Genomic DNA, 20,445 nt, shown 5'->3' with positions numbered 1-20,445 from the left:
GCTACCGGGCATCAGGCCGCTCCGCGTATTCATTCTGATTTCTGTCGTCCTGAGTATACCGGGGCGCTAAAGGGCGGCTTGCCAGCCTTTGTTTAGAGAGCTCCCATTTTTTGCTCGGGGTGGAGTTTTGAGGGATTTACAGGAGTAGGCAGTTGCTCGGTTTTATCGAACAACTGAATATCTGCCGAACCTGTAAGCCATGCTTACAGGTTGCGGAATAACTACTTGAAACTAACTGCTTAGGATACAGCTAGCGCGCTTTCAATGCCTTTCAGCTTATGCTGCGCCTGCTTTAATTCGTCCAGCAGCTTTTTCTCATGCGGGTTGTGCGCCATCACCACGATGCAGCCATCCATGACTTTCACTGTGACTTTATCCCCGGTATCAAACCCCGCCGCACGCAGCCATTTGCCAGAAAGGATGAGATTTGGCGTACTGCGATCAAGACCTTGCGGGCGATATCCCACAATTAATGTACGCTCAGTTCCGGTTGCGGCGGTGTCTGAGGTAGAATGCGAATCAGCCATAATCAACTCCTTGATAGTTGGTGAGGTTAGACGCTTTTATTTAACCCCATTGATTAACCTACAAATTATATATTTAACAGCAAGTTAAGTGTATTCCTAGTATAACGAAGTATATCCACGGATATACTGGATGGACAATCCGTGGACATTTTTGTCCATGCTAACCATGGATTTCTATGCGTTTGACACCCATAAGTTTCTCGGAAAGCTTGTCGGCGCTGAAAAAAGAATCATCAACCTGCTTAGTTTTGTCGTTGAGCAGAACCGCGCTGATCTTTTTGCCGCGCCTGATGTGTGCAACAAAAACGCCAGACAAAGCATTAAGCACACTCGGCACAGAAGGTAACTGGACCTCCAGGTATTCCACTTTGTCGTTAGAAAAGTCCACAGCCTGATCCATATTGCTGGCTTCATGGTAAGCCAGAGGATTGAGAGTTACAGCATCTTCTAAATGATCAGGGGCAAAGTGGGCATACCGCATCGTTTCGCGGATATTGGCGTGCCCAAGGATTCGCTGCAGTACAAGGATGTTTCCACCGTTCATCATAAAATGGCTGGCGAATGTGTGCCGGAGGACGTGAGTCTTTTGCCCTCCGCCAGTTCTATGCTGGTCAATGCCAGCATCTTTTTAAACTCCTGATAACAGGGATGGAAGAGTTTACCCTGTAGTGGCGAAAGTTCGTCGTACAGCCATCTCGGGATCGGAACCGTGCGGTTCTTTTTCCCTTTGGTTTTGGTGAAGGTGATTTTGTAAGGCGAAAGCTGCGAACGGGTTAGACGCTCAGCTTCACTCCAGCGCGCGCCAGTAGCCAGGCAAACTTTAACGATTTGCGTCAGATCACTTTTGCCATATGAATCGCAAGCGCGGAGCAGTTCCTGTATCTGAGGCTCCGTCAGCCAGGACATTTCTTTCTCTGCTTCCTTAAACGCCCGGATGCTTTCAAGCGGGTTCGGCAGTGTCCATTCACCAAGGCGCTTCAACTCATTGAAGACGGCTTCGAGATAATGCTGCTCACGATTAACTGTTATCGGCTTAGCAATCCACTTTTTGGGGTCGGCATGGTAGCCATTATCGATCTCCCCTTTCAGGCGCTGGTCACGATAGTGGGCAAAATCTTTGGCCGTCAGCTGCGAAGCAATCGGATCTCCGAGCCCTCGGCAAATAATATGGAGTTTCGCCAGGCGTGATTTACTGGCTTCAAGTGATTGGCCATGCAGGTTATGCCATAGCGTAATGAGTTCGCTTAAGCGCCTGCGATCCTCTTTCTCCCCAAGCCAGGGTTTGCTTTGAGCCTCATCTCTATAATGCTGCTCGTAAGCAGTAGCCTCTCCTTTTGTGGCAAATTTCTTACGGATGCGGCGACTTTCCGCACCATCAATACGGAAATCACAAAGCCATTCACCGGAGGGTAGTTTTTTAATTGCCATAATTATAAAGGCTTCATTATTTTGCGCATTTCAATATCATATTCATCCCCTGCTAGCTTACCTAATTCCTCGCATTTATTAGCATTAAGATTGAATTGATACCCTTGCATTTCCCAGTGATTATAAACTTTGATGTTCTCGAATAAATTGTTGTTGAACGATTTCTTATCGGTGTACCACGCTGAACAAACAGATTGAGCAATGCTTAACGCCATTAAATCGCCCACCTTTTCATCCTTGTAAACAACTTTCAGCGTCTTATTACTAATGGTTGCTTTCTCAACTCGTAGTGATTCAAACTGCTTCGATATGCTTGCTGGGACTTGGCTAGCAAGGGCAGAGAAGCTAAAGGCGATCAGTAAAGGTACTAAAGCTACTAATCTCATAATATCCCCATAAATTAAATATTATTTTGGATTGTATAAATAACCTGACCAATGCAATCTACATCAGAGGAATTACAAATAAAATTTGAATCTGAGTCATAGAGGTTCACGGCTAGTTTATTGTTAGGTATTCTAGCTGTGTCATATATGTCGTGATAACCATCTATTATTAAAAGCCACCGCCCATTACCTACATCCTTCCTTGATATATCAACTATCCATGATGATTTTTGCCCTTGTATATAGCAGGGTTTATGAGCATCTTTTGGAATGAAGGTATGGTCAATGTTCCATTCGCCATTTTCTTTTAGTTTACCCGCCGATAGCAAATATGAAGCAATGGAAGAAGATTTCGCGATGGAATTTTTATCGCCTGGATGTTCATACTTTTGACCGACTCCAGTAGCAAGCCATTTCAAAGAGACGCCTGTTGTAAGTGCGCATGCCACCACAACATCGCCGGGGAAATAATCGCGTCTTACCCATGTGCTGATCGTTCCGGAGGATAATCCGAGCATATCCCCTAATTCTTTTTGCATACTGAAACCATAAGCATCAAGTAAGCGTTGGAGCACAGCTTTGCCACCTGAGCTCAACACCTTGTCAAAGACAGCCTTACCATCCGAACTTAAGGTTTCGCCACTCACACGGGTAGAACTTAAATTTGCAAGTTCACCAGCTAAAAGCCATTCAAGTTCCCTTCCTGTTTCTTGAGAGCAGCTCATTACGTAACGTAATGGAACATTGCCTCGAGATATCCAGTTACTGATAGTGGGCTGTGGAATGTTCAGTAACTCAGAGAACTCAACGTTCGTTTTCACGCCATACGCCTCTCTCATTCTGGAGAGAACGGCCTGCGCCCTTTCTTTTGAATCACCCATAACGGAAAGATTTCCTTTCAATGAGTTTGACAATTCATATTTATGGAATTAATCTCACCCATAAGTTAACAAATGCACGCCAATGCACTCTAATGCACTAAATCAACCGATAACCGGAGATAATCCATCATGACATCCCAAATTGCAATCCCGTCAGGCCCCGACGTAATGAGCTATGAAGAGTTTGCTGCTCAGTACGGATACAGCGTTAGTTGCGTGAAATCCATGGTCAAAGACGGTGATTTGCTTCTCGTTCCCCGCAGAAAACAAGGCGGAGCGGCCCGTATCAACATGGTCGCTTTTCGCGCCCGTCTGCTCCAGCAAGGCATTAACTGCAAGTACGTTGCTGCATAACCAACTTAATTATGTAAGTTAACAGGGAGCAGACAATGTTTGATTATCAAGTTTCCAAACATCCGCACTTCGAAGAGGCCTGCCGCGCGTTCGCCGGAAAACACAACATGTCGCAGCTGGCAGCTCAGATGGATATGAATGTGCAGATGCTGCGTAACAAGCTGAACCCGGCCCAGCCTCATCAGCTGACCTGGCTGGATATCCTGACACTGACCGACATCAGCGAAGACCCGACTTTGGTCGATGGTTTTCTGGCGCAGCTCCAATGCCTGCCATGTGTGCCGGTGAACGAAGTAGCCAAAGAGAAAATGCCACACTACGTCATGAATGCGACGGCGGAACTGGGGAGTGTCGCCAGGGCAGCCATCAGCGGGGAAACCGGAACCGCATCAGGCCGCCGCCAGGCTGTAGAGAGCATCAACTCAGCCACCCGCTTTCTCGCACTGACCGCCGTTTCTCTGCATGCGCGTTTACACGCGCACCCGGCCATGACAAGCGCGGTCGATACCGTGACTGGCCTCGGCGCATCGTTTGGCTTGATTTGAGGTGAGCATGGATAACGCACCTTCTTTCGCATCGCTGCTGGTAAAAGAAAGCCCACGCATGCACTACGGCCACGGCTGGATTAGCACCGCAGATAAGCGCTGGCACCCAAGCCGCGATCAGTCCGAATTATTAAATGGGCTGACCAGCAAAAAGGCCAAGCAGCCAGCTTGTTTAATCATTCGTATTGCTCGTTTTATTTTGAAAGGAGTGAAACATGTCGCGCGATGATCTGAGAATTATCATCGGGGTCGTTATTCCGAATATGGAAGATGGCTTCGAAATCAAAACCCACGGCGGTGAGATTTTCCGCGTGGATCCTAACTGGGAGTGCTGTGTTGAGTTTCGCCAGCGCTTACAGGCTGAAATGATTGAACAGCTGAAAAACAAACCACCCCGCGTTCTCGGCTACAGCTAATTAACCAAACCCATTAAATGGCGTAAACCCGCCGGGCTTCGTTTTGCCCGAATTCAGGAGAAGTGAAATGCGAAATATTGAAACCCACACCACCAAAACAGGCCCGGATGATGCCGGCCTCTCGTTGCTGTTTACAGAGACACGTCTGGATGAGCGCAAGAACTGCGCCATTTCGGTATCTGTCCGTATGGAAGCGCTGGCCATGCACATCACGCAGAACGATATGACCGGGGCTGAGGCCGCCGAACTTCTTCGCCGTGAGGCTGACCGTTATGAAGCTGAATCACGCGGAGACTGGCACTAATGGCCGATTCAATGGATCTCGTGCAGCAGCGCGTTGAGGAAACTCTGCAGCGCAATATCAACAACGCCCGCAGCCGTAGCGCTGCGGTTTCTTCATTCCGCTGTGAAAGCTGCGGCGTAGCCATCCCGGAAGCGCGCCGCATTGCCGTTCCCGGCTGCGATCTGTGCGTCACCTGTAAAGAAATCGACGAGCTGAAAGGCAGACATTACAACGGAGGTGCAGTGTGAGCACAATGCTGAAATGGGCAGGCAACAAAACAGCCATTATGCCCGAACTGATTAAGCGCCTCCCTGCTGGCCCGCGTCTGGTTGAACCGTTCGCGGGTTCCTGCGCGGTGATGATGTCCACCGATTACCCGGCCTATCTGGTCGCAGATATCAATCCGGATCTGATTAATCTCTACCGCGTCATAGCCGAAGACTGCGAGAACTTTATCGCCCTTGCCCGTGCTGTTTTCGAGAGCATGAGCCTGGCTGAAAGTTACTACCGCGTCCGTGAAGTCTTCAACCATGACCAGGAGCTCAACCGGCTGCGCCGCGCCGTTTATTTCCTGTATCTGAACCGCCACTGCTACCGTGGCCTGTGCCGCTACAACCTGCAGGGCATTTTCAATGTGCCTTTCGGTAACTACAAAGAGCCGTACTTCCCGGAAAGCGAGATCCGCGCCTTTGCAGATAAAGCGAAACGCGCAACGTTCATCTGCGCCAGCTTTGAGGAAACGCTGGAAATGGTTCAGACCGGTGACGTGATTTATTGCGATCCGCCTTATGACGGCACCTTTGCCAAATACCACACCGCCGGGTTTACCGAGGATGAGCAGTATCTTCTGGCCAGCCTACTGGAGCGCATGGCTGCTCAGGGTCATACAGTCGTCGTTTCCAACAGCGATACAGCTCTGACCCGTTCCCTCTATCGCGATTTCAAAATCCATACCCTCACTGCCAAACGCAGCATTGGTGTTGCTTCTGGTGAAGGAAAAGCGGCAGTGGAAATTATCGCTGTAGCTTCGCCGGCGAGCTTTGAGCGCCCTGTTCGTTCAGTAATTTCCTACCCATCTACCGCAATGAGGCAGATCTGATGACTACGAAGCAGCAATTGCCCATTTCGTTCAACGGCCAGACATCGCCTTGTTTATATACGCCTGGCTCAGAAACACCGAGTCATAGTCCTTCAAACCCATTTCATATTCCGATGCATCTATTAGATCCAGAGACCGGAGAAATTCACACGCTCGAGCGTATTCCCCGAGACCGTAGCAAGTGATCGCCCTGTAAAAAACATTTTCGTTACAGATAAGAATTTTATACGGCACAGAGGGAGGAAATTGAGGTTGAGATTCGAGCCAAGCAGTGATTGCTGCATCGTATGACGGGAGGGCTAAGCCTTCCTTTGACTTGAAATATTTATGTTCCATTTCGATACCGCCACGGTGTCTATTCAGTTTAGAAAGGGATGTTATAAATGCCTGAGCGTCTGAAAGAAACTGTTTCCGCCACATCGCTCGTACATTGTGCAGATAGTGCTCAGCATGATGAAGATATGTGGGAGCATGAATGGAACAAACCCCGCGCCGCTGTAGGAGCTTATCAGGCTGACGACACTGTGCGCGGGATCATGTACCTCACCCCAGAAGGCAATCGCAAACTCCTGACGATTGCTGAACTGGCAGAAACAGAAGAGAAACCAGACCGTAGCCGGGCGGTCCGCCGCCGCCTGGCGTCCCTCCCCCACTTCGTTCGTCGTAACTTCACCCAAAAGCTAGAGCGCATAGACCGCAAAGGTAAAAAAGCAGCTGATGCCTGGTTGCTCAATACCTTTGAACGCTTCGTTCTGAGCCGTATCGACCAGGTGAATGAGCAATATTTGCCGCAGGGCTCATTACCCGCAGCTCTGCTCCCATTGCATAGTGATTTCTACCGCCTGATCGGGGCTGGAAAAAAAGAGATGAAACGACTGGCGCATAACCTTGCTGACATCCTGGGCAGCGAGTTTAACCGCGAGTTTGAGTTTCAGTTGGCCCGTACTGCTGATCCCTATTTTTCCACGCTGTCTGGTTATGGGCGTATGGGATTCCTCGTCTCACATTTGAATGTGCCGGTTCCATGCTGGACGGCTTATTGCAAAGAAGAACTGGAGGGTGAAGAGGCTTTATGTGCCGTTGCCCGCATGCAGTCCCCTCAGTGGTGGCTCAACCGGCTGCGGCGTATAAACGCGCGCTGGCGCGAGCACCTGATGATTGCGGCAGGCTACGTCCATAAAAAGACATCTGCATACTGCAGCGATCCATGCCTGCAAGAGTGGACCGCGCAGAAAAAAGCAAACCGCGAGTTTCTGAAAGCCATGGAGCTGGAAGATGAAGATACCGGTGAGCGCGTTTCACTGATCGACAAAGTAGCCGCCAGCGTTGCTAACCCGGCGAACCGCCGCCGCGAACTAATGGCCAGAATGCGCGGCTTTGAAGATATCGCCAATGAGCGTGGCCTCGCAGGTGCCTTTTTCACTCTGACCGCACCATCTAAATATCACTCAATGCAATATGACGGGCGCCGCAACAACAAGTACAACGGGGCATCGCCACGCGAAACCCAAAAATACCTGTGCAAAGTCTGGTCGCGAACTCGCGCTGCATGGCTACGTAAAGGGATCCGCGTCTTTGGCTTCCGCGTTGCCGAGCCTCATCACGATGAAACCCCGCACTGGCACCTGCTGCTGTTCATGCTGCCTGAGAACATCCAGCAGGCTACTGAGATTTTCCGCAGTTACGCAATGCAGGAGGATGGCCATGAACCGGGGGCGGCTGAAAACCGCTTCGAAATGAAGCCTATCGACAAAGAAAAAGGCAGCGCCACTGGCTATATCGCCAAATACATCTCGAAAAATATCGACGGTTATCAGCTCGATGATGAACTGGATGACGAAACAGGCAAGCCACTGAAAGAGATGGCCCGCCGCGTCAGCGCCTGGTCGTCTCGTTGGGCTATCCGTCAGTTCCAGCAGATTGGCGGCGCGCCGGTTACGGTTTGGCGTGAACTCCGTCGCCTGGGTGATCGTGAGTTGGTATTGCATCCAGAAATAGAACCGGTGCGGCAGGCAGCCGACGGCAGCGCCTGGGATCAGTACGTTAACGCCCAGGGCGGCCCGCTGGTTTCCCGCGATGATCTCCGCGTGCGCCTGTGCTACGAGGTCACGGAAAACGGCAACATCTACGGTGATGACGTTTCGAAAATCTCCGGTCTTTACTCTCCTGTTGTGGGCACTGATTCGCAGATCCACACCCGCACGACGAAATACAAAATCGTCCCGAAACGCCAGAGCGATGACGCATCTGGTTTTGAAGTTGATTTTTCAGGCGGCGCAGCCGCCCCTCGGAGTTCTGTCAATAACTGTACGCGGGAGCCGCGGGCGGTGGAAAAAACGACAGAACTCAGTCTTGAAGGGCGTGATCTCAGCTCTCTGAGCCGTAAAGAGAAGAAAGAGATCGCGCGCCGTTTATCTGAGGAAGCGGCTGATGCCAAACGGAAGAAGCGCAACAGCGCCACCAGGCAAGAACGCCGCTTCGTGGCAGGCGAGCCAGCAGAAAAAATCCGCGATTTCGCACAGTCGATAGGCTGGGATATCGGTGAAACCGAGATCGGCCTGCTTCTCTCCGGCCAAAAAATCGCGCTGGATGGCGTGCTCTACGAATCCACCCGGGACGGCACTCTCTATCGAATCCGGGGCAAGGCCCCTCAGTCCAACATGACAACCATCAACACCTGGCTGGAACGGCTGGGCGTCTCATATCGGTATAAGGAGAAATAAAGTGGAAGCAGAAAAAATAACAGATGCGGAGCTGGAAACGCTGCGCCAGTCCGCAGAAAAAATGTTGTCCCGCTACAGCCCAGCAGTTGATGAGGTGTGGTGGAGAAATCTTCATGCTGCGGTAGTCGAACTGCAAGAACGGCGCGTACAGGAGGCTGGCCAATGAAGGTTTACGTAGCTGGACCTATGACGGGGTATACGGATTTTAACCGGCTGGCGTTCCACGAGGCGGCGTATCACTTAGGTGTTTCAGGCCATACCGTGCTGAATCCGGCGGTGCTTCCTGATGGGCTTGAGCAACGTGAATACATGGATATTTGCTGCGCCATGATCCGCTGCTCAGATGCCATTTACATGTTACCGGGTTGGGAAAAATCAGAGGGAGCGGTAGCAGAGCATGCTCTTGCCAAAAAAATAGGTCTGAAAATTATTTTAGAATTACAGGAGAGTGCGGCATGACTACCAATTTCAACAAAAAATGGCTGGAAGAAATCGCATTTCGCGGTGCCAGATGTAACGACGTCGAAGCACGGGGAATGGCTCGCCACCTGCTAACTGGCCTTGAACAGGAGCCGGTTGCTGATGTTGTCGCCTGGTCATCACCAACAGAAGAAAGAACCTGCGATATCCGCTGGCGCCGCCATGACGTCGAGCCAGGCCCGCTTTACGCAGAACCACAGTTACCGCCGTCTGCTCCAGTAGCAATGAAAGACCATCAAATTCGTAACCTGGTAAACGAGTTGCGCGATGTCGCCGTCGAGTATCATGGCTCTCAGCAGCTGCGTGAGCGTATTGCTCGCACCGTTCGCGCCGCCATACTTCCGGATAAAGCTGAACAGCGTGAGGATGTGCGCCGAAAGCATGCTGAGTGGTCACAATCCACATTTGGAAACGTTGGCCCTGTTGGTCCTCTTAAGCATCTGTCGAAAGAGGCTCTGGAGGCCGCGGCAGAACCCGGGGATCTCAGTGAGTGGGCTGACATGCAATTTCTGTTATGGGATGCTCAGCGCCGCGCAGGTATCACTGATGAGCAGATTACCTTGGCGATGATTGAAAAGCTGGAGATAAACAAGGCTCGTCAGTGGCCGGAGCCGAAAGACGGGGAGCCAAGATTGCATATCGCAGCAGCACCGCAGCAGGATGTGAAGTGATGGCTAAGTCAGCAGCAGAACGCAAAGCAGCACAGCGTGCACGCCAGGCAGCCGGCGGTGTTAGGAAAATGGAATTGCAGCTCGACGCGCAGGAAATGGAAATGCTGGAGCAGAACTGCACCGCCCGGCGTCCGGGTCGCGCTCCATACGAAATGGGCGAGTACATTGCCATGCTGATCCGCCAGGACACCGCCCGACTGAAAGGACGCATCAAGTCTATCAGCACTAGGCAATGTGGAAAGTGCGGTGAAAAACTGCCAGTGCAGTCCTGTCCATGCTCAGGTGATTCTCGGTGCTGGAACACCCTCGGGTGGCATGAGCTAAAGCTAACGATGTGACATGTCACGGCGTAAAAGATTAACCAAGCCTCTCCGGAGGCTTTTTTATTTCACGCATGATCGTTTTTAACGATCAATTTCATATATTCGATCTATGAAAGTGATTAATTCATGAGCACAGATACACAACATTATTCCAACTTGCAACCCTGTATTGCGCCGCTTGAAAGCATATTGCACTGACAAAATGCGTCATTAACTGCGATATTCCTGAAAGGATGAAAGTTTAATCAAGAGGTTAACATCAGCTTTTAAAAAACCGTTTCAATGTTAAAAATAACAGTCAATTTTTGCGCATAAGTGACATTAAAATTTATTTAAATCAGTAAGATGAATGACCTTGCGCTTACCCGTCTTTTTTGTGCATACTTGTTTCGAACGAATAATACTGTTTATTTATACAGTATAATGCAGTATGGTTTCAGAAATGCCTGTATAATGTTCTGACTTTCTTCCGGCAAACCTATTAGCTTTTACGAGCGCTTTGATAAATTAGCTCCAAATAGGGTCATTCATCTGCCGGTTGACTGAATTTGTTGATAGCAAAGCAAGGTAAAGAAAGGGGGTTACGTGTCTGAAGGTGATCATGCGCAACGGTATCTGGAACGCATCATGTTTGTCGTGGATAGTGCATTGCTGATAAACAGCAAGCCAGGAGAGCAGGAACTGGCCATGGAGATAATCAGCGGTCTCACCATCGATTATTTCCAGCAGGCTACTTTGTCAGGAAATGAGCGTAACCACACCGACCTTCCGCCACCGGGTTCTGACAGCGGCCTTAATCACTAACCGCCAGGTGTTTAAACAACGACAGAAGCGAGGACTTTAACCGTGGGTGGAAAAGACAGTAACTATCAGATCGTTTACCGGGATGAGCATCTGCAGAATTACGTTCCTGGCGGCTGGGTCCTGTTTCAACGGCTGAAGGAGTACGGCGGCGGCTTCTGGCTGGGCAAAACATTTGATGGCCTGTTTATGTTGGAACTGGACCACCCTGTTTCGCTTCATGATGGGATTGTTTACATCGTTCGCTATGGAAAGGTAGCGGAAAATTTCATGGATTTTGACGATGATTTTGAGCTGACATGACGCTGTGAGGGTAGTGCATGTCTATGCTGCATGAGATCGCATGATCGCAAAAGGATCGTTTGGCCTCGGGCCCGCCAGAAATGGCGGGCTTTTTCGTATTTGTTGCAGTGCATGAAAACTATTACACGAAGCGGGCAGGCGTGGCGGGGCTACGAGCGCGCGCTTTGGGGTGAAATGGTGCCGATCGCGCAATTTTTGAGGGGGCGGCAGGTTCGGGATGGGGGCAAATCGCGCCGCTCTGGGGCGCTGTCAGCGCGCAAGGATCGATGGCAAAGCGTAGCGGGTCAAAACAGAACGGCGTGGCAGAGAGCTTTACAGGGGCTTTGGTGGATGGTCAGCACTACAGGGGCGAAAAAAAACCGCCGGGATCGGCGGTTGGAGATGGTAGTTGGTGGGGCTTAAGCCTCTGGCTCGCCCAGTTCGTAGTCCTTAAAGGCGATCACCTCTTCACCCAGCCAGTCGTTTACTTCCCGCACCCGGCCCTGCAGCGGTTGTAGCTCGTTCCGGACGAACACCCTGGCCGCTTTTTCAACATCACCGAACCCGCCAACGTTGCTGGGAATGATGCCCATCATCTGCGGCGGAACGCGGTGGGCTGCCAGCATGTCATCGCGGCTCACGTTCTTGATGTTCAGGAACTCATCTTTAGCTGCCACCTCAGAGAGCGGGAATATCTGAATGCCATCCTTCTTGCCGTTCGGGCTGTACATAAACAGGTTACGGAAGTTGCCCGGCCCTTTCGACTCGCGCAACGCTTTACGAAGGTTATCGACATCACTCTGGTTCTGCGCCGGGTCGCTCATGTACATGATGAAGCCGGCATGACTGCCGTTCAGATAATATTTCCGGCGGAACAGCGTCGCAGATTCGTTAAGCAGGGCAGACGGTATCGCGGAAATGTACTCCGGCATGCCGTAGATTTCCTGGTTCAAATCAGGCTCAAGCAGATGGAAAAGATGCCCTGGCGTGAACTCGTAAGGCTGGCTGGTCATTCCATACTGTACGAACCAGTAAGTGTCCGGGTCCACGCCACGGCGGGTATACTTGGCCAGAGACGGGCGAAGTTCAAGCACCTGGCCGAGCCTGTTAATACGCTTCTCAAGGTAGGCGTTGCCAAAGATAAGGAAGTCCTGGGCGAAACGGGAAAACGCCTGCTGGCTGAGCAGGCGATGGGGAATGAAGGTGCTGGCCAGAATGTTTCGTTTTACATAAATCGCGCTGCTGTGATGCACGGCGGCCCGGAACGTACGCGCCAGCCCGTCAAAGCTGATCGGCGGCTCGTACCAGTTCTCCATGCGTACGCATTCCAGATAGTCCAACAATTCGCGGCGGTCCAGCACCGGAACCGGGTCGCCAAAGGAAAACGCTTCTGCTCTTGGCGCGTTGTACTCGCTGGTCATGGTTTGCGAGGGCTGGCGATTCTTGCGTTTCCCCATCAGTAAATCTCCACAATATTGGTGTTGCCGGTCGTAATACCTTCCAGCGGTTCGTTGAATAAGGCGTGCATGGTTGCCCAGGCGAGATCCGCATGGCTGGCTTCTTCGCTGCGGCTGGCTTCATAAGTTGGACGGTTGCCGCTGGCAGTGGTTGAACGCCGAATGGCCATAAAGCTTTGGGCAATGTCGGTGTGGCCAGCGTCGAATTCCAGCCGGTGATGGCTGATGATGTCGTAGGCTTTCAGCACCAGGGCGTTTTTCACGTTCGGGTTGTAGACGAACTCCCGGACCGCCGGGAAAAACGCTTTCACACCCTCGTAAACGCCGTGGCCAACACCAGTTGAATCGATACCGATATAGGTCACGTTGTATTGTCTTGTCAGGTTCTCAATGGCCGCCGCCTGCGCGCGGAAATCCATGCCGCGCCACTGATGTTTCTCAAGGATGCGGAACTTGCCGCCCGGAACGTCCGGCGGTGAGATCACCACGCACCCGGCGCTGTCCCCGTTCTGCGTTCCCTTCGCCGGGTCATAACCGATCCATACTGGACGCCAGCCGAATGGCCGTTGCATCAGCGGTTCGAAATCGTTCCAGACTTCCCAGCTATCAACCATGCAGCCCTGCAGCATGGATAGAGGGAATACGCTGGCCAGGTCGTCCACAAACTCGCACATCAGCAGGTTCTGGTATTCGTCCTGGCTGTACTCCAGGCGCAGCTGGTCCAGGTCGAACAGGTTACAGCCACCCTTTACCGCATCCTCTACGGTAATGATCTGCCGGTACTGTCCGTCCGGGCAGAGAATGCCGGGTGCAAGATGCTTATGAGTCAGGTCCAGGTCTATGCGGTCAGCCTTGGCGCGGCCTTTGTTATAGAGCGCACCTGACCAGAACGGATAGGCGCTGTGGGTCAGGCTGGACGGTGTAGAGAAATAGGTCTGCCGCCATTTCTTGTGCAGCGCCATACCGGATGCAACTTTACGCAGCTCCTGGAACTTGGGGATCCAGAAGTATTCGTCGAGATACAGATTGCCGTGATAGCTCTGCGCGGTCCGGGCGTTGGTGCCAAGGAAGTACAGACATGCCCCGTTGCCGAGCGTCATTGGGTCGCCTTTCAGTTCGACATCAACCTCTTTGGCAAAATCGACGATGTACTGCTTGAAAACGTGGGCCTGCGCTTTTGAAGCAGAGAGGAAAATTTGGTTGCGGCCGGTGGTGATGGCATCAATCAGCGCTTCCCGGGCAAAGTAGAACGTTGCCCCGATCTGGCGAGATTTCAGAATATTGCGGATACGGTGTTTGTTGCCCGCTTCCCACCAGTTCCGCTGATAGCCAAACATGCTTTCGCGGAAAATATCTTCCAGCTTTTCGATCTGCTCGTCGGTAAAGACATTCTTTTCTGGCTGGCGACGCGGGCCTTTATTCCGGTTGGCCACATTCGGATTGAGATCAGCCTCATTGCCGCCACCGTTATATTTTCCGATTCGTGCATGACGTTCGGACTGACGCGCCAGCAGGTCGATCTCTTTAAAATCAATCGCCTCCTTCCGGGGCTTCATTATCAGCTGGCAGTAGCGCGCCGCGGTGGTGAGCTGCATCTGATCCAGCGGCCCGTATTTACTCCACTCGTCGCGTTTCTTCCAGCTGTGAACGGTTGCAGGTTTCTCTCCCAGCATTTCAGCAATGCGGGCGATTCGTAACCCCTGAAAGTACAGGAACATTGCCTGCCTGCGGGGATCCAGGTCTGGGTTTAGCGGTGTCGTGTTCATGGCACAACGGTAAGCGGTTGGAACCAGCCTTTCCGCTGCGGCTCGTTGTACTGTAGGCAGGACAATTGCCCTTCGTTGTTTCAGTCGGTTACAACCAGCAAACATAAAGGCTCTGAGATGTATTGAACAAACTACCGGAGCCTGGCAGATGGCAAAAAAATCGAAGCGTTTCCGTATCGGGGTGGAAGGTGCCACCACTGACGGGCGCACTATTGAGCGTTCGTGGCTGGAGGAAATGGCCGCCAGTTACGATCCGGCGGTGTACACCGCGCTGATTAACATGGAGCACATCAAGGGCTTCACACCTGACAGTATGTTCCGCCGTTTCGGTACCGTGGACCGCCTGGAAACCGAAGTGCTCACGGCACCGGAAGCGCTGGCCGGGAAAATGGCGCTGTACGCCTGGATGACCCCAACTGACGATCTGGTCAACTACACCGCTAGCCTGCAAAAGCTGTTCACCTCCATGGAAGTGAATACCAAGTTCTCCGACACCGGCAAAGCCTACCTGGTTGGCCTGGCGGTAACGGATGACCCAGCGAGCCTCGGTACTGAAATGCTGCAGTTCAGCGCGAATGCTTCCGCTAACCCGCTGGCCCGCCGCAAGCAGGACAAAGACAACCTCTTCACTGCTGCAGAAGAAACCGTCATCGAATTTGAAGATGTGTCGGAAAAACCAAGCCTGTTCAGTCGCGTTAAGGAGCTGCTGTCACGCAAGCAAACCAGCGACGATGCCCGTTTCTCTGATGTTCACAGTGCTGTTGAAGCTGTGGCAGAAGAGCACCACACCCTTTCCGGCCGCGTTGATGACCATGAAAACCAGATGGCCACCTATGCAGCCAGCCTCAAAGCACTCGAAGAGCAGTTCACTGCAACGCAGGAAGAGCTTTCCGGGTTGCAGGAAAAATTATCCCGTGAAGATGGCCGCCAGGACCGTCGCCCGTTATCTACGGGTGGCAGCCAGACCTCCGGCGAACTGACCAACTGCTGATGGAGCAAACCAGTGAAAAAAGAAACTCGCCTTAAATACAATGCCTACCTGACGCGTCTGGCAGAACTGAATGATGTCTCTGTGGACGACATCGGTAAAAAATTCTCTGTTACCCCGTCAGTAGCGCAGAGCCTGGAAACGTTGATTCAGCAATCTGCAACTTTCCTGACTCTGGTCAACGTGGTGCCTGTGTCTGAGCAAACTGGCCAGCCCCTGGGTCTTGGTGTGGGTACCACTATCGCCGGTACCACTGACACTACCAGCAAAGACCGCGAGCCAACCGACCCGACCGATCTGAGCGGTGTTCCATACAAGTGCACCCAGACCAACTTCGACACTGCGCTGACTTACGCAAAAATCGACATGTGGGCGAAATTCCAGGACTTCCAGACCCGCATCCGCGATGCCATCGTGAAGCGCCAGGCGCTGGACCGCATCATGATCGGCTTTAACGGTACCAGCCGTGCGGCGTCATCAAACCGCAGCTCCAATCCGAAGCTCCAGGACGTGAACACCGGATGGCTGGAAAACATCCGTACCAATGCCGTGGCGCACGTTATGGACAGCATCACTCCGTCCGGCGGCACCAAGCGCAACGAGATCCACGTCGGTAAGAAAGGTGATTACGAGAACCTGGACGCCCTGGTGATGGATGCCGTTAACAACCTGGTTGATGAGGTCTACCAGGACGATGACGGTCTGGTGGTGATTTGTGGCCGTGACATGCTGGCTGACAAATACTTCCCTATCGTCAACAAGCAGCAGGAAAACACCGAAGCGCTGGCTGCTGACCTGATTATCAGCCAGAAACGCATGGGTGGTTTGCCGGTGATCCGCGCGCCGTTCTTCCCGACCGAAACGCTACTGATCACCCGTCTGGATAACCTGTCCATTTACTGGCAGGAAGACACCCGCCGCCGTGCTGTGATCGACAACCCGAAACGTGACCGCATCGAGAACTTCGAATCTGTCAATGAAGCCTACGTCATTGAGGATTATCGCGGTCTTGCGCTGGTTGAAAACATCAAGGTTAAAGCTGACTGGACCCCAGCCGGTACAGGGAGTAATCCATAATGACCTCTCCCGCACGCGCACACCGCCTGCGGGCTGAAGCCGAACTGACCGCCCGCGAGGGCGGTCCTCGGCAGGCTCTCAGCGGTTACAACCATATGCTGCTTTATCTCTCCGAAGATATGGCGCGCCTGAAAGGTACACAGTCCACTGAAAAGAAAGCCGCGCTGAAACGCGACATGCTGCCGAAGTATGAGCCATGGGTTGCCGGGATCCTCGCCGGTGATGGTTCACGACAGGATGACGTTGTCATGAACGTGATGATCTGGCGTATCGATGCCGGTGATTACCACGGTGCCCTGACGATTGGCCATCATGCGCTGAAACATGGCTGGGTACTGCCGACACGCTACAACCGCACCACGGCAACGGCGATTGCAGAAGAGTTTGCTGACGCGGCGATGCGAGCATACACCGCAAAACAGACTTTTAGCGCGGCACTGCTGACGCAGGCGCTGGAACTGGTTGACCCGCATGACATGCCCGATCAGTCCCGGGCCCGGCTGCATAAAGCGCTGGGTTATGCCCTTCGTGATAACGATCAGGCGATTGCAGCGCTGAACCACCTGAACCGTGCCCTGCAGCTCGATAACCGCTGTGGCGTTAAGAAAGATATTGAGCAGCTGAACCGACAGCTGCGACAGGCCGCCGAAGCCTGACCGAACGTGACCCGCGCACGGGGAGGCACGGGGTGGCGACAGGCTTTTAGCCTCATCAAAACCCCGTCCACCTCCCACCCAAGGAGAATGCATGAGTTTGACATTCGTTTCACCTGAACCGCCGCAGGACACCCACCAGGACACCATCAGCAACACCTTCTTTTTTCCTGATCTCAGCCTGCAGGAGTACAGGGAAGACATGCGGGTGGACGGAACGGTGACGCCAGAGCGTCTGCGCAAAGCACTTCGTACCGCAATTGCGGAGGTTAACGCCGAGCTTTTTGTTTATCGCGAATACCAGCAGCGAGCCGGGTTTGCATCCCTGGCTGATGTGCCCGCAGAAGCGATCGATGGCATCTCGCACCGGGTAACGTTTTACAAACAGGCTGTCTTCAGCTGGGCACGCGCCACGCTGATGGAGAAGTATCGGGATTATGACGCAACAGCTGAGGGTGTGAAGAAATCTGATGCTCTTGATGAAGCGATTAATGAGGTCTGGCGCAATGCTCACTGGGCAATAAATGGCGTACAGGACCGGGCGCATATGACCGTGGAGCTGATCTGATGAAAGTCCGGGCGCAGCAGTATGACACCGTTGACGCCATTTGCTGGCGGCACTACGGCAGAACCCAGGGCATGACAGAGCTTGTGCTGAACGCAAACCCTGGGCTGGCAGACCTTGGGCCTTTTCTGCCGCATGGCCATGAAATTGAGTTGCCTGACCAGACGCCAGCTGCTGTTGCCCGGACGATTCAGCTATGGGAGTGAGCATGACTATTGAGAGAGTGATCGCCGCTATCACATACGGTATCGCATTGTTTCTGGCCTGGCTGGGCGATTTCTCCGTCAGGGATATGGCCTCCGTCTTTTCGATGATTCTGGGTGCCGGAACCTTTGCCGTTTACTGGTACTACAGCCGCAAAAAATACCTGCTGCTGAAAAACGGGGAAGTAAGTCAGGAGGCATATGAACGCGCAAATCGTTAAACGCTGCCTGATCGGTATGGTGCTGGCCATCGCCGCCACGCTGCCCCAGTTTCAGATGCTGAAAACCTCTCCGGAGGGGCTGCGCCTTATTGCTGATTATGAAGGATGCCAGCTTACGCCGTACAAATGCAGTGCTGGAGTATGGACCAGCGGGATCGGTCATACGGCTGGCGTGGTGCCTGGCAAGGAAATCACTGAGCGCCAGGCCGCAGACAACCTTCTGAGCGATGTGCTGCTGACAGAAAAAAGGCTGGATGCCTGCCTGACAACCAGGCCGCCGCAGCATGTTTACGATGCTCTGGTGAGTATCGGGTTTAACGTCGGAACGGGCGCGATCTGCCGTTCGACCATGGTCTCTTTTATCAATCGCCAGCAGTGGTGGCAGGCATGTAATCAGTTGCCGCGCTGGGTTTACGTCAATGGTGTGAAAAGCAAAGGGCTGGAGAACCGCCGCGCGCGGGAGCTGGCATGGTGCATTAAAGGGGTTAACGAGTGAAAAAATATAGTCGCTGGATCTTCGATATTACGTTACTGGTCATGATTGGCCTTAGCTTTGTCTGGCCACAAAGTCTGGCAATGACCTTCGTCTTTGCCTGGGCATGGCTTGGCGTTACGGTTTCCCTGTTGCTGATCGCGTCAGGTGTGTTTTCACAGGCGCTATGGCTGAAAGATGGGCGGGCAGGATTGGCAGATATTACGATCCGCGCGCTGGGATTAAACCGAACGCTGACGCTGGGGAAACATTTACGTTTCATTATGGTGATAGTGCTCATCACCGCCTGTCTGCTTAATGCTGGCAGTATCACTACGGCCATTTGCTATCTGGCCGCCTTGCTGGGATTCAGGTTTATCCGCTCAACCCTGCTCATGCTCTCCGGCATAAAACCATGTCCAGAGCCCTCGCTGTAATCGCAGCTGTACTGTTGTTGCTGTCAGCCTTGCTGGGCTGGCAGCTCAGCAGGACCCTGAAACAAGTCGGGGAACAAAAAAAGACCGTGGCGGAACTGGGCGAAAAGCTCAGTGAAAAAAACAGTCAGCTGATCGCGGTGAATCTGGTCGCCCGGGCAAATGACAATCTGCAGCAGCAGCTCCAGCAAACCAATGACGATCTGCGGGTGGCGGCTGCCGGTCGCCAGAAGCAAATTCAGGAGGTGATCCGTGAAGATGAAAAAACCGCTGGCTGGGCTGCTGAGCCTTTGCCTGACAGTATTATCCGGCTGCAGCGGCGACCGTCGATTACCGGGTCCGCAGGTTATCAGTCTTTCCTGTCCAAAGGTGACGCGCTGCACCCTGACGGAAAGCAGCCCGGTCAGTAACGGCGATCTGCTGGCCGCAAAAGAACAGGCAGAGGGAGACTGGGCAGTATGCGCAGCGAAAGTGGACATGATTGTGGACTGCCAGGAGCAACAGCATGAATAAGCCCCGCTCGTTACGCGCAGCTCTCGGCGCTGGCGTCCCGTACCTGAAAGCGAACCCCGAAGCGCTGCACGTTTACATTGATAAAGGCCAGGTGGTTTCCACCGGCTTTCCTGCGCAGGGATGGGAATACCGCTACACGTTGAATCTGGTGATCACCGACTACAGCGGCGATCAGAACATCCTAATGGCCGCCATCCTGAACTGGTTGATGGTCAACCAGCCGGACTCGCTGGCCAACGATGAACTGAGGGAAAGGCTTTTCAGTTTTGAGGCCGACATTCTCAGGAATGACCTGGCGGATATCGCTATCTTCCTGCAGCTGACCGAGCGTGTTCTGGTTTCCGTCAATGGTGGGATGGCAACGGTGACAGCGATCCCTGAGCCGGGCAACCCGGAAGAGCAGGACAACTACTGGTTGAGCCATGGAAAACCTTAAGAACATTGAGTTCTGGCTGGACGACCTGTTGAAGCAGCTTTCCCCGCCAGAACGCCGCAAACTGATGCGCGACGTGGCGACTGAACTGCGTAAGCAGCAGCAGAACAATATCGCCATGCAAAAAAATCCGGATGGCACTGCATTCGAGCCGCGCAAATCTTCTGGCCGGGCGAAGCAGGGGCGGGTTCGCCGTAAGATGTTCAGCAAGCTACGAACCAATCGCTATATGAAAGCCAGCGCCACCGCTGACAGTGCGGAGGTTAAGTTTGATCCGCGTGCTGTGCGTATTGCCCGTGTCCACCATTACGGGCTACGGGATCGGGTCAGCAAATATGGTCCGGAAGTCACCTATGCCCGCCGTGAGTTAATGGGCATCACCGACGTTTCAGAAGAGATGGTCCGCGACATAATTCTCACTCACCTGTCCCGCTGATTGTTCTGTTAACCAGACAACACCCCTT

At 52.8% G+C, this 20,445-nt stretch carries 29 protein-coding genes and 3 pseudogenes; 26 read left to right on the top strand and 6 right to left on the bottom strand.

Annotated elements, in window-relative coordinates; translation table 11 throughout:
* Window positions 1-239 precede the first annotated feature (239 nt).
* The 4 genes and pseudogenes from DVA43_RS17550 to DVA43_RS17535 all read right to left on the bottom strand — a co-directional run bounded on the left by DVA43_RS17550 (window position 240) and on the right by DVA43_RS17535 (window position 3,222).
* Window positions 240-527, bottom strand: coding sequence for a SymE family type I addiction module toxin (locus DVA43_RS17550; RefSeq protein ID WP_114316282.1), 288 nt, complete (start codon window positions 525-527; stop codon window positions 240-242).
* Between the two features lie 418 nt (window positions 528-945).
* A pseudogene (locus DVA43_RS17545) lies at window positions 946-1,955 on the bottom strand (site-specific integrase); the annotation flags it as partial.
* Window positions 1,956-1,957: 2 nt separating this feature from the next.
* Window positions 1,958-2,341, bottom strand: coding sequence for a hypothetical protein (locus DVA43_RS17540; RefSeq protein WP_114314187.1), 384 nt, complete (start codon window positions 2,339-2,341; stop codon window positions 1,958-1,960).
* A 14-nt stretch (window positions 2,342-2,355) separates the two neighbouring features.
* Window positions 2,356-3,222, bottom strand: coding sequence for a phage repressor protein CI (locus tag DVA43_RS17535; protein ID WP_114314186.1), 867 nt, complete (start codon window positions 3,220-3,222; stop codon window positions 2,356-2,358).
* A 129-nt stretch (window positions 3,223-3,351) separates the two neighbouring features.
* On the opposite strand from DVA43_RS17535, the gene DVA43_RS17530 reads away from it, so the two are divergent.
* From DVA43_RS17530 to DVA43_RS17470, 14 genes and pseudogenes are all read left to right on the top strand, one after another.
* Window positions 3,352-3,576, top strand: coding sequence for a hypothetical protein (locus DVA43_RS17530; protein WP_114314185.1), 225 nt, complete (start codon window positions 3,352-3,354; stop codon window positions 3,574-3,576).
* Window positions 3,577-3,611: 35 nt separating this feature from the next.
* Window positions 3,612-4,121 (top strand): phage regulatory CII family protein, encoded by a 510-nt coding sequence (locus DVA43_RS17525; protein WP_114314184.1) that lies wholly within the window; start codon window positions 3,612-3,614, stop codon window positions 4,119-4,121.
* Window positions 4,122-4,128: 7 nt separating this feature from the next.
* Window positions 4,129-4,350, top strand: a complete 222-nt coding sequence (locus DVA43_RS17520; protein WP_114314183.1) for a phage filamentation protein Fil family protein — start codon at window positions 4,129-4,131, stop codon at window positions 4,348-4,350.
* Window positions 4,337-4,537 carry a hypothetical protein gene (locus DVA43_RS17515; protein ID WP_114314182.1) on the top strand — a complete coding sequence of 67 codons (201 nt, stop codon included), beginning with the start codon at window positions 4,337-4,339 and terminating at the stop codon, window positions 4,535-4,537. The genes DVA43_RS17520 and DVA43_RS17515 overlap by 14 nt, the downstream gene beginning before the upstream one ends.
* Before the next feature lie 67 nt (window positions 4,538-4,604).
* On the top strand, window positions 4,605-4,841 hold the full coding sequence (locus DVA43_RS17510; RefSeq protein WP_114314181.1) for a DUF2732 family protein: 237 nt from the start codon (window positions 4,605-4,607) through the stop codon (window positions 4,839-4,841).
* Complete coding sequence (locus DVA43_RS17505; protein ID WP_114314180.1) at window positions 4,841-5,068, top strand: TraR/DksA family transcriptional regulator; 228 nt, start codon at window positions 4,841-4,843, stop codon at window positions 5,066-5,068. The genes DVA43_RS17510 and DVA43_RS17505 overlap by 1 nt, the downstream gene beginning before the upstream one ends.
* The gene (locus DVA43_RS17500) at window positions 5,065-5,919 is read left to right on the top strand and encodes a DNA adenine methylase (RefSeq protein WP_114314179.1); all 855 of its coding nucleotides are present in this window, start codon (window positions 5,065-5,067) and stop codon (window positions 5,917-5,919) included. The genes DVA43_RS17505 and DVA43_RS17500 overlap by 4 nt, the downstream gene beginning before the upstream one ends.
* Window positions 5,920-6,380: 461 nt before the next feature.
* Complete coding sequence (locus DVA43_RS17490) at window positions 6,381-8,642, top strand: replication endonuclease (RefSeq protein WP_114317161.1); 2,262 nt, start codon at window positions 6,381-6,383, stop codon at window positions 8,640-8,642.
* 1 nt (window position 8,643) lies between these two features.
* Complete coding sequence (locus DVA43_RS24745; protein ID WP_168194629.1) at window positions 8,644-8,808, top strand: hypothetical protein; 165 nt, start codon at window positions 8,644-8,646, stop codon at window positions 8,806-8,808.
* Complete coding sequence (locus DVA43_RS17485; protein WP_114316281.1) at window positions 8,805-9,101, top strand: DUF4406 domain-containing protein; 297 nt, start codon at window positions 8,805-8,807, stop codon at window positions 9,099-9,101. The genes DVA43_RS24745 and DVA43_RS17485 overlap by 4 nt, the downstream gene beginning before the upstream one ends.
* Window positions 9,102-9,472: 371 nt before the next feature.
* Window positions 9,473-9,775, top strand: a pseudogene (locus tag DVA43_RS25165) (DUF550 domain-containing protein); the annotation flags it as partial.
* Between the two features lie 17 nt (window positions 9,776-9,792).
* Window positions 9,793-10,131 carry a hypothetical protein gene (locus DVA43_RS17475; RefSeq protein ID WP_114316280.1) on the top strand — a complete coding sequence of 113 codons (339 nt, stop codon included), beginning with the start codon at window positions 9,793-9,795 and terminating at the stop codon, window positions 10,129-10,131.
* A gap of 570 nt (window positions 10,132-10,701) precedes the next feature.
* Window positions 10,702-10,920, top strand: a complete 219-nt coding sequence (locus DVA43_RS24575; RefSeq protein ID WP_147271002.1) for a hypothetical protein — start codon at window positions 10,702-10,704, stop codon at window positions 10,918-10,920.
* 42 nt (window positions 10,921-10,962) lie between these two features.
* Complete coding sequence (locus tag DVA43_RS17470) at window positions 10,963-11,220, top strand: hypothetical protein (RefSeq protein WP_114316279.1); 258 nt, start codon at window positions 10,963-10,965, stop codon at window positions 11,218-11,220.
* 398 nt (window positions 11,221-11,618) lie between these two features.
* On the opposite strand, the gene DVA43_RS17460 is transcribed toward DVA43_RS17470, so the two are convergent.
* On the bottom strand, window positions 11,619-12,656 hold the full coding sequence (locus DVA43_RS17460; protein ID WP_114316277.1) for a phage portal protein: 1,038 nt from the start codon (window positions 12,654-12,656) through the stop codon (window positions 11,619-11,621).
* Window positions 12,656-14,422 (bottom strand): terminase ATPase subunit family protein, encoded by a 1,767-nt coding sequence (locus tag DVA43_RS17455; RefSeq protein WP_114316276.1) that lies wholly within the window; start codon window positions 14,420-14,422, stop codon window positions 12,656-12,658. Before DVA43_RS17455 ends, DVA43_RS17460 begins: the two co-directional genes overlap by 1 nt.
* A 148-nt stretch (window positions 14,423-14,570) precedes the next feature.
* Between DVA43_RS17455 and DVA43_RS17450 the strand changes: the two genes are divergently transcribed.
* The 12 genes and pseudogenes from DVA43_RS17450 to DVA43_RS17400 all read left to right on the top strand — a co-directional run bounded on the left by DVA43_RS17450 (window position 14,571) and on the right by DVA43_RS17400 (window position 20,417).
* Complete coding sequence (locus tag DVA43_RS17450; RefSeq protein WP_114316275.1) at window positions 14,571-15,413, top strand: GPO family capsid scaffolding protein; 843 nt, start codon at window positions 14,571-14,573, stop codon at window positions 15,411-15,413.
* Window positions 15,414-15,425: 12 nt separating this feature from the next.
* Window positions 15,426-16,487, top strand: a complete 1,062-nt coding sequence (locus DVA43_RS17445) for a phage major capsid protein, P2 family (protein WP_114316274.1) — start codon at window positions 15,426-15,428, stop codon at window positions 16,485-16,487.
* The gene (gpM, locus tag DVA43_RS17440) at window positions 16,487-17,143 is read left to right on the top strand and encodes a phage terminase small subunit (RefSeq protein WP_246842244.1); all 657 of its coding nucleotides are present in this window, start codon (window positions 16,487-16,489) and stop codon (window positions 17,141-17,143) included. Before DVA43_RS17445 ends, gpM begins: the two co-directional genes overlap by 1 nt.
* Before the next feature lie 91 nt (window positions 17,144-17,234).
* Window positions 17,235-17,708, top strand: a complete 474-nt coding sequence (locus DVA43_RS17435) for a head completion/stabilization protein (RefSeq protein ID WP_371413992.1) — start codon at window positions 17,235-17,237, stop codon at window positions 17,706-17,708.
* Window positions 17,708-17,911 carry a tail protein X gene (locus DVA43_RS17430; RefSeq protein WP_114316272.1) on the top strand — a complete coding sequence of 68 codons (204 nt, stop codon included), beginning with the start codon at window positions 17,708-17,710 and terminating at the stop codon, window positions 17,909-17,911. The genes DVA43_RS17435 and DVA43_RS17430 overlap by 1 nt, the downstream gene beginning before the upstream one ends.
* A gap of 2 nt (window positions 17,912-17,913) precedes the next feature.
* On the top strand, window positions 17,914-18,129 hold the full coding sequence (locus DVA43_RS17425) for an HP1 family phage holin (RefSeq protein WP_168194665.1): 216 nt from the start codon (window positions 17,914-17,916) through the stop codon (window positions 18,127-18,129).
* Entirely contained in the window at window positions 18,110-18,625 is a 516-nt protein-coding gene (locus DVA43_RS17420; protein WP_114316270.1) for a lysozyme, read from the top strand. Before DVA43_RS17425 ends, DVA43_RS17420 begins: the two co-directional genes overlap by 20 nt.
* Window positions 18,622-19,038, top strand: coding sequence for a DNZ54_00345 family protein (locus DVA43_RS17415; protein WP_114316269.1), 417 nt, complete (start codon window positions 18,622-18,624; stop codon window positions 19,036-19,038). Before DVA43_RS17420 ends, DVA43_RS17415 begins: the two co-directional genes overlap by 4 nt.
* A pseudogene (locus tag DVA43_RS17410) lies at window positions 19,017-19,361 on the top strand (LysB family phage lysis regulatory protein); the annotation flags it as partial. The gene DVA43_RS17415 and the pseudogene DVA43_RS17410, both read left to right, overlap by 22 nt.
* Window positions 19,294-19,548, top strand: coding sequence for an Rz1-like lysis system protein LysC (lysC, locus tag DVA43_RS25160; protein ID WP_246842243.1), 255 nt, complete (start codon window positions 19,294-19,296; stop codon window positions 19,546-19,548). The pseudogene DVA43_RS17410 and the gene lysC, both read left to right, overlap by 68 nt.
* The gene (locus DVA43_RS17405) at window positions 19,541-19,984 is read left to right on the top strand and encodes a phage tail protein (protein WP_114316267.1); all 444 of its coding nucleotides are present in this window, start codon (window positions 19,541-19,543) and stop codon (window positions 19,982-19,984) included. The genes lysC and DVA43_RS17405 overlap by 8 nt, the downstream gene beginning before the upstream one ends.
* Window positions 19,971-20,417 (top strand): phage virion morphogenesis protein, encoded by a 447-nt coding sequence (locus DVA43_RS17400; protein ID WP_114316266.1) that lies wholly within the window; start codon window positions 19,971-19,973, stop codon window positions 20,415-20,417. The genes DVA43_RS17405 and DVA43_RS17400 overlap by 14 nt, the downstream gene beginning before the upstream one ends.
* Window positions 20,418-20,445 lie beyond the last annotated feature (28 nt).

The organism is Leclercia sp. W6, from assembly GCF_003336345.1.
Classification (GTDB): domain Bacteria; phylum Pseudomonadota; class Gammaproteobacteria; order Enterobacterales; family Enterobacteriaceae; genus Enterobacter.
The sequence above is the reverse complement of the archived record's forward strand: the minus strand, read 5'-3'. Positions and strand labels throughout refer to the sequence as shown.

Excerpts from the sequence above, each read along its gene's own strand:
- DVA43_RS17550 (WP_114316282.1), bottom strand. The coding sequence starts at position 527 with ATGGCTGATTCGCATTCTACCTCAGACACCGCCGCAACCGGAACTGAG.
- DVA43_RS17540 (WP_114314187.1), bottom strand. The coding sequence starts at position 2,341 with ATGAGATTAGTAGCTTTAGTACCTTTACTGATCGCCTTTAGCTTCTCT.
- DVA43_RS17535 (WP_114314186.1), bottom strand. The coding sequence starts at position 3,222 with ATGGGTGATTCAAAAGAAAGGGCGCAGGCCGTTCTCTCCAGAATGAGA.
- DVA43_RS17530 (WP_114314185.1), top strand. The coding sequence starts at position 3,352 with ATGACATCCCAAATTGCAATCCCGTCAGGCCCCGACGTAATGAGCTAT.
- DVA43_RS17525 (WP_114314184.1), top strand. The coding sequence starts at position 3,612 with ATGTTTGATTATCAAGTTTCCAAACATCCGCACTTCGAAGAGGCCTGC.
- DVA43_RS17520 (WP_114314183.1), top strand. The coding sequence starts at position 4,129 with ATGGATAACGCACCTTCTTTCGCATCGCTGCTGGTAAAAGAAAGCCCA.
- DVA43_RS17515 (WP_114314182.1), top strand. The coding sequence starts at position 4,337 with ATGTCGCGCGATGATCTGAGAATTATCATCGGGGTCGTTATTCCGAAT.
- DVA43_RS17510 (WP_114314181.1), top strand. The coding sequence starts at position 4,605 with ATGCGAAATATTGAAACCCACACCACCAAAACAGGCCCGGATGATGCC.
- DVA43_RS17505 (WP_114314180.1), top strand. The coding sequence starts at position 4,841 with ATGGCCGATTCAATGGATCTCGTGCAGCAGCGCGTTGAGGAAACTCTG.
- DVA43_RS17490 (WP_114317161.1), top strand. The coding sequence starts at position 6,381 with ATGTGGGAGCATGAATGGAACAAACCCCGCGCCGCTGTAGGAGCTTAT.
- DVA43_RS17485 (WP_114316281.1), top strand. The coding sequence starts at position 8,805 with ATGAAGGTTTACGTAGCTGGACCTATGACGGGGTATACGGATTTTAAC.
- DVA43_RS17475 (WP_114316280.1), top strand. The coding sequence starts at position 9,793 with ATGGCTAAGTCAGCAGCAGAACGCAAAGCAGCACAGCGTGCACGCCAG.
- DVA43_RS17460 (WP_114316277.1), bottom strand. The coding sequence starts at position 12,656 with ATGGGGAAACGCAAGAATCGCCAGCCCTCGCAAACCATGACCAGCGAG.
- DVA43_RS17455 (WP_114316276.1), bottom strand. The coding sequence starts at position 14,422 with ATGAACACGACACCGCTAAACCCAGACCTGGATCCCCGCAGGCAGGCA.
- DVA43_RS17450 (WP_114316275.1), top strand. The coding sequence starts at position 14,571 with ATGGCAAAAAAATCGAAGCGTTTCCGTATCGGGGTGGAAGGTGCCACC.
- gpM (WP_246842244.1), top strand. The coding sequence starts at position 16,487 with ATGACCTCTCCCGCACGCGCACACCGCCTGCGGGCTGAAGCCGAACTG.
- DVA43_RS17435 (WP_371413992.1), top strand. The coding sequence starts at position 17,235 with ATGAGTTTGACATTCGTTTCACCTGAACCGCCGCAGGACACCCACCAG.
- DVA43_RS17430 (WP_114316272.1), top strand. The coding sequence starts at position 17,708 with ATGAAAGTCCGGGCGCAGCAGTATGACACCGTTGACGCCATTTGCTGG.
- DVA43_RS17425 (WP_168194665.1), top strand. The coding sequence starts at position 17,914 with ATGACTATTGAGAGAGTGATCGCCGCTATCACATACGGTATCGCATTG.
- DVA43_RS17420 (WP_114316270.1), top strand. The coding sequence starts at position 18,110 with ATGAACGCGCAAATCGTTAAACGCTGCCTGATCGGTATGGTGCTGGCC.
- lysC (WP_246842243.1), top strand. The coding sequence starts at position 19,294 with ATGAAAAAACCGCTGGCTGGGCTGCTGAGCCTTTGCCTGACAGTATTA.
- DVA43_RS17405 (WP_114316267.1), top strand. The coding sequence starts at position 19,541 with ATGAATAAGCCCCGCTCGTTACGCGCAGCTCTCGGCGCTGGCGTCCCG.
- DVA43_RS17400 (WP_114316266.1), top strand. The coding sequence starts at position 19,971 with ATGGAAAACCTTAAGAACATTGAGTTCTGGCTGGACGACCTGTTGAAG.